General features: G+C 56.5%; 8 protein-coding genes. 3 read left to right on the plus strand and 5 right to left on the minus strand.

Going from position 1 to position 11,734, the window contains the following annotated elements; translation table 11 throughout:
* Window positions 1–22: 22 nt before the first annotated feature.
* The 3 genes from BM338_RS11530 to BM338_RS11540 are packed head-to-tail and all read left to right on the plus strand — an operon-like array spanning window position 23 to window position 5,058.
* Entirely contained in the window at window positions 23–1,975 is a 1,953-nt protein-coding gene (locus BM338_RS11530) for a rhamnan synthesis F family protein (protein ID WP_255367275.1), read from the plus strand.
* Window positions 1,976–2,025: 50 nt separating this feature from the next.
* Window positions 2,026–3,981, plus strand: a complete 1,956-nt coding sequence (locus BM338_RS11535; RefSeq protein WP_255367276.1) for a rhamnan synthesis F family protein — start codon at window positions 2,026–2,028, stop codon at window positions 3,979–3,981.
* 24 nt (window positions 3,982–4,005) lie between these two features.
* A complete protein-coding gene (locus BM338_RS11540) occupies window positions 4,006–5,058 on the plus strand; it encodes an NAD-dependent epimerase/dehydratase family protein (protein ID WP_255367277.1) in 1,053 nt (350 codons plus the stop codon).
* Window positions 5,059–5,119: 61 nt separating this feature from the next.
* Here the strand turns inward: BM338_RS11540 and BM338_RS11545 are convergent, their stop codons facing one another.
* The 5 genes from BM338_RS11545 to BM338_RS11565 form a co-directional block, all read right to left on the minus strand.
* Entirely contained in the window at window positions 5,120–6,682 is a 1,563-nt protein-coding gene (locus tag BM338_RS11545) for an acyltransferase family protein (protein WP_090451009.1), read from the minus strand.
* A gap of 142 nt (window positions 6,683–6,824) precedes the next feature.
* Window positions 6,825–8,231 carry a sulfotransferase family protein gene (locus BM338_RS11550; RefSeq protein ID WP_143109288.1) on the minus strand — a complete coding sequence of 469 codons (1,407 nt, stop codon included), beginning with the start codon at window positions 8,229–8,231 and terminating at the stop codon, window positions 6,825–6,827.
* Complete coding sequence (locus tag BM338_RS11555; protein ID WP_090451011.1) at window positions 8,218–9,639, minus strand: ABC transporter ATP-binding protein; 1,422 nt, start codon at window positions 9,637–9,639, stop codon at window positions 8,218–8,220. Before BM338_RS11555 ends, BM338_RS11550 begins: the two co-directional genes overlap by 14 nt.
* The gene (locus BM338_RS11560) at window positions 9,629–10,381 is read right to left on the minus strand and encodes an ABC transporter permease (protein ID WP_343124156.1); all 753 of its coding nucleotides are present in this window, start codon (window positions 10,379–10,381) and stop codon (window positions 9,629–9,631) included. Before BM338_RS11560 ends, BM338_RS11555 begins: the two co-directional genes overlap by 11 nt.
* 120 nt (window positions 10,382–10,501) lie before the next feature.
* Window positions 10,502–11,671, minus strand: a complete 1,170-nt coding sequence (locus BM338_RS11565; RefSeq protein WP_090451013.1) for a trans-sulfuration enzyme family protein — start codon at window positions 11,669–11,671, stop codon at window positions 10,502–10,504.
* Between the last annotated feature and the right edge of the window lie 63 nt (window positions 11,672–11,734).

Here is an 11,734-nt window from a genome sequence, read left to right on the forward strand (position 1 = left end):
GCATCGATCTTGAGGAATAGATATGGCTGAAAGCAAAGCCGATTCGTCGTTAACCATGCGCCGACTTTGTGTTTTTTCTTTTTACGACAGCAATGGGGTTGTCGACGAGTACGTCACCTATTTCCTCAAGGAAATGAGTCGGTACGTCGAGCGCATTCTATTTTACTCTAACGGCCCATTGGGGCGGGACGCGGAAATCACTCTGCGTGGTCTCGGCTATGAGGTGATCCAGCGCTCCAACGTGGGCTTTGACGTCCTAGCCTACAAAGAAGGCCTACATCATATCGATTTCGACAAAGACGGTCGGTACGACGAAGTGCTGATGGTCAACCATACCTGCTATGGCCCCATCTTTCCGGTTGAAGAGCTGTTCTCTGCCATGTCACAACGCCGGTGCGATTTTTGGGGTATCACTGCGCACTTTGAAATGCCCCCCAATCCGTCTACTGGCACCACGCTCTACCAGCTCGACTCCAACTTCATTGCTGTTCGCAAGGATTTGCTGCGTTCGCAGGCATTTCGAAAATATTGGGAAGCCATAGAAGAAAGCACAACGCATGAAGCCGCAACCCAGAGCCACGAGGCAGTCTTCACCAAATACTTCACCAAGCTCGGGTACGTCTGCGAAAGTTATCTCGATTGCACAAAATACGGCACGCTCCACCCCGCGATCGACGATATCGACGAGACCATCATTGATCGCAATCCCATCCTGAAACGCCACGCCTTGTTCAGTGATCCGCGAACGCTCGAACACAACGCCGTAGACCTTCCCCGCGCACTGCGCGTCATCGAAGATACCTCCGATTACGACCGCTCGATGATCTGGAAGAACATTGTGCGCTCGGCCGATCTGCGCACACTGAACACCAACGCAGCCCTTACCAGCGTATTTCCCGACGTGCGGCTCAAGGAGGGCGAGTATCCACGGGATCGCGAATGTGTCGCCGTTTGCGCCCACGTGTACTACACCGACATGCTCGATGAACTCCTTGCGCTAACGGACACCATACCGTGTGCATATGATTTCATTGCCACCACCGAAACACCGGAGAAGAAACAGGCGATTGAGGACAAAGTTCGCGGCCGCAAGAATGTTGCCAATGTGATCGTGCGTGTTGTCGAGCAGAACCGTGGGCGTGACATGTCATCGCTGTTCATCACCTGCCGCGACCTCTTCCTGGAAGACCGCTACGACGTGGTGTGCCGCCTGCATACAAAAAAATCCCCGCAGGTGGCAGCGGGACGCGCCAATGGTTTCAAGCGGCACATGTTCGAAAACCTCCTGAACAGCCCAGGCTATACAGCCAATGTGTTGGACATGTTCCACGACAATCCGTGGATTGGCATCGCAGTTCCTCCCCTTGTCCACATCGGCTATCCCACCATGGGACATGTCTGGTTCAACAATCTGCCGCGCGCAGCTGAGTTGGCCACAGTATTGGATCTCAAGGTGCCCATGGACTCCGATACGCCTGTAGGCGCCTTCGGAACCATGTTCTGGTTTCGACCCAAGGCGCTAAGGAAACTCTTTACTCATCCGTGGAAGTGGACGGACTTCAATGCCGAGCCTCACCACGTGGACGGCGGTCTAGCTCACGTCCTGGAACGACTTATCTGTTACGTGGCACAGGATGCGCGTTACACAACACAGCAGATCATCAGCTCGCATCTCGCGGGACGGAACTACGCAATGCTCGAATACAAGCTTCAGCGCTTATCCGCATCTCTTCCCAATGGCGATTTCAATTACGGCGTACAGATCCTCGATGAGTGGAAACTTGCGGGCTATCGCAACAAGCCTGACACCTCTCAAGTTGCCGAACAGGTTGCTGCGGCAGGCCTTCAGCAACCCACAATCAGGCAGGCATGGGGCGAGGTGATGCTGGCCATAAAGCGCTCGATTGCCCATCGTTCGCCCGGTGCCACTAATCTGTTGCGCCCGGTCTACCGAAGCATCGTTGGAAAAAAGTAGGGTGCTGAGCCTGCAGCCCTTTACGCTGCTTGTCGACGAGTTGATATCCGATGTCCAGCAATAACGAAGAGAGACCGATTCCGATGGAGTCGATCATGCGCCGACTTTGCATCTTTTCCTTCTACGACGCCGATGGTGTCGTTGATGACTATGTCATCCATTTCCTCAAGGAAATGGGCCGGCACGTCGAGCGAATTCTGTTCTATTCCAACGGCCCCTTGACGCGTCAAGCAGAAGTCGCCTTGCATGACTTGGTGCATAAGGTAATCCTGCGTCCCAACGTGGGCTTCGACGTGCTTGCCTACAAGGAAGGCCTGGAATACATCGATTTCAACAAGGAAAGGCTCTACGACGAAGTATTGATGGTCAACCATACCTGCTATGGCCCCATCTTTCCGTTCGAAGAGCTATTCTCGGCCATGTCGCAACGCCGGTGTGATTTCTGGGGCGTCACCGCGCACATGGAGATGACGCCTAACCCGTTCACCGGCACCGGCACTCTCCCCTATCATCTCAACTCCAATTTCATAGTGGTCCGCAAGGACATGCTGTGTTCGCAGTCGTTTCGCAACTATTGGGGAAAGATCAGTGGCAGCTTGACGTATGAAACAGCGGTACAGAGCCACGAGACCGTCTTTACGCAACACTTCACCAAGCTTGGCTATGTCTGCGAGTGTTACCTCGACTGCGCGAGGTACGGCTCACACTACCCCGCGTTCATCGATATCGATGAAACGATGGTGGATCGCAGCCCATTGCTGAAGCGGCGCGCATTCTTCCACGACCCGCGCTTCCTGGAGCACTACTGTGTGGATCTGCCGCGCGCGCTCGACATCATTGAGCAGACGTCCGATTACGATCGTTCGATGATTTGGCAGAACATCACCCGCTCCGCCGAACTGCGCACGCTCAACACTAACGCGGCCCTCACCAGCGTCCTCCCTGATGTCAGGCTGAAACAGGATGCATCTCAGCCCTCGCTGCGGGTCGCACTCTGTGTGCACATGTTCTACACGGACATGCTGGAAGAAATTTTGGCGCTTGGCGATACCGTGCCTGGGAAATACGACTTCGTCGCCACCACGGCAAGCGAGGACAGCAAGTTGATCATCGAGGCGGCGGCGCGCCAACGCAGTAACGTTGCCAACGTCATCGTACGAGTGGTCGAGCAGAACCGTGGACGCGATATGTCGTCCCTACTCATCACATGCCGCGATCTCTTCCTCGAAGATCATTACGATCTTGTCTGCCGTTTGCACACAAAGAAGACTCCGCACCTAGCTTCTAGTCGAGCGGGTGGCTTCAAGAGGCACATGTTCGAAAACCTGCTTAACAGCAAGGGCTACACGGCCAACGTGCTCGACATGTTCCAGGACAAGCCGTGGATCGGTGTCGCAGTGCCCCCGATCATCCATATTTCGTATGGCACGCTCGGACATGCCTGGTATGCAAACAAAGGGCGCGCCGAGGAGCTAGCGCGGCAACTGAAATTGAACGTCCGCCTTGATCCCGATACGCCCGTCGGGGCATTCGGAGGCATGTATTGGTTCCGACCCAAGGCGTTGCGCAAGCTATTCCTGCACTCATGGAAGTGGACTGATTTCGATCCGGAACCGTATCCGCTCGACGGCAGCCTTGGCCATGCATTGGAGCGCCTGATCACCTACGTGGCCCAGGATGCGCGATACACGACGCAGCAGATCATCAGCTCCCATCTCGCCGGTGTGAACTACACCATGCTTGAATACAAGCTTCAGCGCCTTTCGGCCGCCATGCCCAGCGGCGACTTCAATTACCAGACGCATATCTTGGATGAGTGGAAACGTACCGGATACCGTGCAACAGATATGTCTGACTCCGCCAGGCAGCCACTCTCCTTCCACCAAGCGGTCGGCGAGCTGTCCCTTGCCATTAAACGTTCGTTGGCCCATCGGGCTCCTCGCCTCACTCGTGTTCTGCAATTGCTAAAGCGCACCGCGCCCAGCAAATCTAGCGGTGCGCAATGAAGACCTTCATCTGGAGTAATGCACGTGCCTAAAACCTGTCTCGTCACCGGCGGCGCCGGCTTCATCGGTTGCGCGATCTCTCCGCTGCTCGCGAAGCATTTCGATCGCATCGTGGCCGTTGACAACATGCACCCACAGATCCATGCCACGTTCGAACGACCCGCAGCACTGCACGAGAAAGTAGAGCTGATCGTAGGTGATGTGTCTCAGCACGAAACATGGGAAACCCTGCTCCCAAACATGAAGCCTGATGTGGTGATCCATCTGGCCGCCGAAACGGGCACGGGCCAGTCGCTCACGGAAGGCTCACGCCACGCCAATGTCAACGTGGTCGGTACGACGCAGATGCTCGACGCTTTCGTCCGACACAATGCTATCCCCAAACGCGTAGTACTTACCTCCAGTCGCGCCGTGTACGGCGAAGGCGCCTGGCAGGACGCCAAGGGTCAGATCAGCTATCCCGGCCAGCGTTCACGTGCCCAACTCGAGGCCAAACAGTGGGACTTCCCCGGCCTCACCTGTCTTCCCTTTGAAGCCACGCGCACCGAACCGCGCCCAACCAGCATCTATGGGTCCACCAAGTACGCGCAGGAAATGATCCTGAAAGCATGGGCTTTGTCTTTCGATGTCGAGATCGGCCTGTTGCGCCTGCAGAACGTCTACGGACCGGGACAGTCGCTCAGCAACCCCTATACCGGTATCGTTTCTCTGTTTGCGCAGCTGGCGAAGGCAGGCAAGGTCATCCCGCTATATGAAGATGGCGAAATCATTCGCGACTTCGTGTTCATCGAGGATGTCGCCAACGCTATCTTTCGCATCACAACGGGAACCATCCCCTCCTCAGAGGCCTATGATATCGGCTGTGGGAGTGGCACGACTATCCGGCAGCTCGCCGAGATCATCGCCTCAATTTATGAGGCACCGATGCCTATTGTGAATGGTGCTTACCGGAACGGCGACGTACGCGCGGCGGCGGCCGACATTTCCCGAACCCACACAGATCTGGGCTGGATGCCTGAGTGGGACGTGCGCCGTGGCGTGATGACCTTGTGCAATTGGATAGACCGCCAGCTGTGATCCCGACCATCGCCGGCGGCATCGCTTACGTGGATGCTACCGGCGGCATTGCAGTCAAACTTCAGTGCATCTCGGTCTCGATAACTGCGTAGCTACCGTCGCCAGCAACAAGCAACGCTTTCGCGTCGTGCGCATCGCATCGCCTTGCAAAAGGCAGGGTAATGCTAAATCCGAGATTGCTGTTCTCAGAATGCACGACCGAAGCGACGTCGGGCCGCCGTTCCGGCGTCAGGCTAGCGCCCGCATAGCGCCCACAGTAGAAGAAGAGAACATGCAATTCTCTTCTTGCCGGCGTGGTATCGGCCGCCCAGCCCTCAGTATGGATGCCTCCCTGCGTCAGGTAGGCATTATCAAAGTAACCCTTGATCGTGTCGTCAAATCTCAGACCAGCGGCATTGGCGGCCTCCGATAACCTGGATAAATCCCCCTTCATGACTGCATCTATTCGTCTAGCCATGGGAGCCACATCGGCCGCCGCAGCCTTGGCCCTGAAAACATTGATGTAGCTGTAAGCGGCAACGCCTGCGACAGTCAACAGGAAGCACATGGCAAGACCAAAGTGCAGAGCATGACCCGAACGGTCGACGCGCGACTTGAGAGCCTTGTACATCCACAGGTCAATCTTTCCGAACAGCACGGCCACTGCAATGGGAACGCTAATAGCTGCAAACCATAGCGTCATAATCGGAATCGAGGTCGGGATGATGCTGCACAATGCCCTGATCACCGGCACGTGTACCAGATAGAGCGCATAACTCCAGTCGCCCAAAGCTGCCAGCGAACGCCTGGGATGCAGCGTCCCTTCCCTGCCTGCATTTACGGCAGTGGCCACAAACAGTACGCACCCCAACCCCATCAACACCGAAGATAGGATCGAGCTAATGCCATTCATCGCCTCGCTGCAACCGAGCATGGCCAAAGCGATCAGTGGCGTTGCAGGACCGATCAAACCACGCCCCACCATGAACGGAACCAGCAAGCCTGCAGCAAATGCCAAGCTGAACTGCGACAACGGCAGATTCAACAGAAATGGGAACTGCCCTTGCTGCAACCCCGGCTTCGTCCACAAGAATATCTCGATCAGCGCCACCCAAGCGATGGCGATGATCGGTAACAGCCGTCGTAACCGCATGGTGATGATGGCGAACACGATCAAATAGAACGTCAGCTCGAACGGCAGCGTCCATTCGACCCCGAGCACATAGGCCTGGGTTCCTCCTGGCACAAGGAGCAACGACAGCAGATCCGGAAGAATCGGCGAACCGCCAAGGTGACTGAATGCCACCACTGAAAACACGCATAGCCAGTAGATCGGGTAGATGCGAATCAGGCGATGGGCGAGAAACTTCAGCGGCGGCGTATTGGTCGCCAATTCAGCCATCAAGAAGCCGGAAATAGCGAAGAACAGAACTACACCGAATGTCCCAGCTCGGGCAAAGATTTGCCACATCGCGTCGTCGCCACGCGACTGCATGACGTAATACGAAGCGTGACAGAGCACGACGCAGAATGCCGCAAAGGCACGCAAATACTGTAAGGGATAGATCGTTATGGGTCTGGGACGCTTCACCACCGCGTCGTGCGGATCAGCAGGCAGGGACATCTTCAGAGTACTGTCATTCATAACGGATCGGCGCCATGGAAGTGCAGACGAACGTGCCTACTCGGGTCATCCCCACCAACACACAAGTTTTAAAAAGTAACACGTCCGTCTCCGGCATTCCCATCCCGAGCAAGGAACCTCTCACTCGATCCCACTCTTGGCGTCAGGCACCTGGATCCTTTGCAGCGAAACCTTTAACCGTCACGTCCCACAAACGACGCATCAGCCATTTACGACTGAAGGTCAGTTCAAATGCCTGCGAAAGGTTTTCACATCGCTCTCGCAGCTTACTAATCTCCGCGAACGCAGTAGATTCCTGTTCCTGCCCCTGACGTAACGCCTCATCGAGCTCGAGGCAACGCCGCGACAGAGCCTCGTTGGTCTGGATCAGTTGTCCTTGCTTCGTCGACAAGTCGACCAGCGTGGCCTTGGTGGCCTGTAGCTCCCCCCCCAGCGACTGCAACGCAAGCTCGCGCTCCACGCCGTGGCGTTCAAGGTTATCGATGTGTTCTTGACGTTGCGCCAACGCGTCAACGAGCCCCTGGTGTCGCGCGGCAAGCAGCTCAATGTGGCTCGCTCGCTCGGCGGCCAGACCGCGGAAATGATTGAGCTCCCCGCCCGCAGATTCGAACTCGCGCTCGATCAGGTGGATATGGTTAATCCTCTCCAGCGCCAGATCGTCCAGGTCGTACTTCTGCTGCGTAACCTCGCGAAAAAGGCTGGCCATTTCAAGGTATCGAACATCGAGCTGAGACACCTGCGACCAGTCGGCTCGACCCGCGGCGACATTAAGCGACATTGCGTAAAGCTGCTGCGGCACGGTGAACGTGGACACGGCATCAGCAGCACCTTCCGTGGGATTACCAGAACGATGATGCTGATCCTCAGGACATAGGAAAGCGTCAATGTTCCGAAATGTCTCCTCTGCCTGATTCGGCCACTCGATCCCCAGCTGCTCGCCAATACGGCGAATAGACCCACGCCAATCGGTCATCAGATCGCCATAGCTCAGGATCGACCGAGGCATGCCATGCGTGTAGCGAATGGCATCCAGCGAGTGTTGCGTCCACATCAGGTCCGAATGCGCCGCGCTCCAGCCTTCTCGTGCATGCAGTGACCCAGCCACTTCACCGGGCTCACGCACCACAATCAATGCGGTCGTCCGAATGCCCAGACGCTCGAGTGCCCGCTGCCAAAGCGGTACGAGACGACACATGCGCGGATCCTTGACCGCCCAAAGGCCGTTATCCGCAAAGTCCCTGCGGATAAGCCTTACGATCTTGTCGATGGCGGCATAGCTGGCTGGTTGCTCAAGCCAATCTTCAGGCATCTCCCGTACGTCGTGCCAGGTACGTCCGAATGCCGCCAGAAGCTCGTCGTGAATCTCCACAGCTTCCACGTGTTCCCAAAAACCCTTGGCATTGTCTGCTTGGGCCTCAAGCAAGTTCGCGCCTAGCTCGGCGCCCAGGAGATTGAGCACACGGGTAGTCGCAGACGTGCCGCTACGATGCATGCCCAGCACCAAAATCGCAGTAGATCCAGTCATCAATGCTGCATTACTTGAACTCATGGCTCAGCTCCGGCTCGTTGTCCACCATCTCAACGTCTGGGCGGACGTGAAAGTCGACAAACCCAGTAGCCAATCGCCCCGAATCCGGAGGAACCCGGAAGAGTGCGGCATCGATGATGCGATCGAGGAAGGTTTCCTCATTGTCGACCCGTCCACGAACGCCGGCGTTCAAGAAGTAAGTGCCGGGCGCAAGTAGACAACGGAACTTAAATTTCACGTGTACAGCCGCGCCCGACTCCACCACGTCGATCGCGTCGACCGGGGTGGCAGATGTAGCCCCTCCTAATTCCACACCTGAAATGGTCTTGATGAGCATACCGAACGTCACCGCGACTGCCGCACGGTCGAATCGCACGGTATACGTATAGAAGAACTCCCCACCTGGTTTGAGTACGTTTACGCGCAACCCGGCAGGGGTTTGAATGTGGGGATCCTCAATTACTGCGCCGTGCGTCTCGAAGCGCAGCATGCTCTGGGAAATCAGGCCAGGGTCGAAATAGGAATCTTCAGCGGTGTCTTCGATCTGCTCTAACTGCTGTGAGTTCTCCACTTCCAGGACATGCGCCAATTCAGGCTTTCCGGCTACGCCCTCCATGCCACCGTCATGTCGTGAGGCGGCCATCTCCTGCTGCATTCTGGCGCGAATGGACGCAACCATATTCGACGGTGCATAGAGCATCTTCTGGTAACGCGAGATGACGCGTTTGGGTGTTCCCACCGCTAACAATTCGCCACGATCCAGCAGGATGGCCCGATTACATAACTCCAGCACCGTGCTGGGCGCATGAGAGACGAACAGTACCGTGGCACCGGCATCTCGGATCTTCTCGATCCGTGCGAAGCACTTGCGCTGAAATGCCTCGTCGCCAACGGAAAGCGCTTCGTCCACCACGAGAATATCCGGCATGACATGAATCGCCACGGCAAAAGCCAAGCGCACGTACATGCCACTGGAATAGCTCCTCACGGGCTGCTCGATGAACTCGCCGATATCCGCGAAGGCCACAATCTCATCGAAGCGAGCATCGATCTCCGCTCGTGTAAGGCCCAGAACGGTACCGTTGAGATACACATTCTCTCGCCCGGTGAACTCGGGATTGAAGCCCGCACCAAGTTCGAGCAAGGCCGCGATACGGCCATTGACCTCCACGGAACCGGTCGATGGCGCCAAGGTGCCGCAAATGATTTGCAGCAGAGTCGACTTTCCCGATCCGTTACGACCAACGATCGCCACCGTTTCACCGCGATGGATCTCGAAATCGACGCCCGTCAATGCACGGAACTCGCGGAACCAGCGGCTCTTGGCCGATGTTGGCGAGAACATCTGGAATAACCGGTGATGTGGTTTGGAGTAGACAGGAAAGTTTTTGCTAAGGCCGTTTACTCGAATGGAGAATTCAGAGGACATCAGCAAATCCTCGTCGAGTGGAGGCAAAAGCGCTAAATCCCATATATGCGACGATCACCGCGGCAACGGCATACAACCCAAGGCCGGACCAGTCCGGAAGCTGTCCCCACAATGCAACTGCCCGGACCTGGTCAATAATAAAGGTCAACGGATTGATTTCGAAGATCCAACGCACTTCCGGTGCGACGGCGGATACTGGAACAATGGCGGATGACGTGAACAACAATGCCGTCGTGAGGACCCCTGTCACTTGACTAATGTCGCGGAAATAGACGCCTAGTGCTGCCAGCCCCCACGCTATGCCTAAGGCGAGACAGAAGAGTGGCGCAATCACCAGCGGGAATAGCACTATCGTCCAGCTTAACTGTCCGGTCAGCGCAAACTGGAGCACGATGAACGCAAGCAGATTGGTGAACAGGTGGAACAGTGCTGAAAACGCCATCGGCCACGGAAGAATCTCGAGTGGAAAGATCACCCGCTTTACATAGTTCACATTGCCGACAATCAATGTCGGTGAGCGATTGATGCATTCTGCGAAGAACGCGTGCGTGATCAGTCCAAGAAACAGAATGAGTGCAAAGCTGCCATGCTCATTGTTAGCTTGAGGCCAGCGGCTTTTGAGTATCCCGCCAAAGGCAAAGGAATAGACAGCTAGCATCAAGAAGGGGCTGATCAGTGACCAGAGCAAGCCGAAACTCGCACCACGATAGCGACCCAGGATTTCACGCTTGGTCAACTCCACGGTCAACGAACCGTGCCGAGCAAGTGCGGAAAGCGGGCTGCCCACGAACGTCAGCGAGCGTGTTGGGACTGAGTGCATAAATCCTCTCGATCAGGCTCACGCCACAAGGCTAAACCTGGATCAATCCAGAGCCGACGCGAGTTCAGCCTTGAGATCGGCGATGTCTTCGACGCCAACAGAAAGACGAATGAGACCGTCGCTGATACCGAGTCGCTTGCGATTGGCCACGGGGACAGACGCATGGGTCATGATCGCTGGGTGCTCAATTAGACTCTCTACGCCGCCCAGTGATTCAGCAAGTGCAAACAGGTGGCAACGCTCCAGCATACGGCGCGCCTTCTTCAAGCCGCCCTTCATTTCAACGCTGATGATGCCGCCATAGCCATCCATCTGTTTTCTTGCCAGCGCGTGCTGCGGATGGCTTTTAAGACCTGGGTAGATCACTTTGTCGATGGCAGGGTGTTTTTCCAGCCACTGGGCCAACTCCATGGCCCCTGCGCAATGCGCGCGCATCCGCAAATGCAGGGTCTTGAGTCCACGCATGGCGAGGAAAGCATCGAATGGGCCAGCTATCGCACCGACCGAGTTCTGCAGGAATGCCATTTGCTCGGCCAGGCCGGCATCGCTGCCAGCGACCACGATGCCGCCGACCATATCGGAATGGCCATTCAAGTACTTCGTCGCCGAATGCAGTACGAGATGAGCACCGAATTCCAGCGGGCGCTGCAGCATGGGCGAACAGAACGTGTTGTCGACGACCAGAATCAGCCCATGCTTGTGAGCAAACTGGCCGAGCTTGGCCAGATCCACCAACTTGAGCATCGGATTAGTGGGCGTTTCGGCCCAGATCATCCGGGTATTGCGCTTGATTGCGGCGTTCAGCGCCTTGGCGTCATTGAGGTCGATGAAAGTGAAGTCAAGCCCCGCCGAACGGCGCCGGACCCGTTCGAACAGCCGATACGTGCCGCCGTACAAGTCATCCATGGCGATGACGTGGCTACCGCTGTCTAGCAGATCGAGGACCGTGCTCGCCGCAGCTAGTCCAGAGCCGAACGCATAGCCCGCCTTGCCCCCCTCCAGATCTGCCACGCAGCGCTCGTAAGCCATGCGAGTCGGATTCTGGGTACGCGAGTACTCGTAGCCCTTATGGACGCCCGGACTACTCTGGACATACGTGGAGGTAGCGTAAATCGGCGTCATGATCGCGCCGGTGGCCGGATCGGGCTGCTGCCCCGCGTGGATAGCCCGCGTACCGAGCCCAAGTTGGAGGTCTTTCTTCTTCGTCGCCATAGCCACCACGTCGGAACCAAGCCACTGGCCCGGTCAGTTTATTATTCTGAAAAGATACGGATT

It is taken from the genome of Dyella sp. OK004 (assembly GCF_900114495.1).
GTDB lineage: Bacteria > Pseudomonadota > Gammaproteobacteria > Xanthomonadales > Rhodanobacteraceae > Dyella_D.

Excerpts from the sequence above, each read along its gene's own strand:
- BM338_RS11530 (WP_255367275.1), top strand. The coding sequence starts at position 23 with ATGGCTGAAAGCAAAGCCGATTCGTCGTTAACCATGCGCCGACTTTGT.
- BM338_RS11535 (WP_255367276.1), top strand. The coding sequence starts at position 2,026 with ATGTCCAGCAATAACGAAGAGAGACCGATTCCGATGGAGTCGATCATG.
- BM338_RS11545 (WP_090451009.1), bottom strand. The coding sequence starts at position 6,682 with ATGAATGACAGTACTCTGAAGATGTCCCTGCCTGCTGATCCGCACGAC.
- BM338_RS11550 (WP_143109288.1), bottom strand. The coding sequence starts at position 8,231 with ATGAGTTCAAGTAATGCAGCATTGATGACTGGATCTACTGCGATTTTG.
- BM338_RS11555 (WP_090451011.1), bottom strand. The coding sequence starts at position 9,639 with ATGTCCTCTGAATTCTCCATTCGAGTAAACGGCCTTAGCAAAAACTTT.
- BM338_RS11565 (WP_090451013.1), bottom strand. The coding sequence starts at position 11,671 with ATGGCGACGAAGAAGAAAGACCTCCAACTTGGGCTCGGTACGCGGGCT.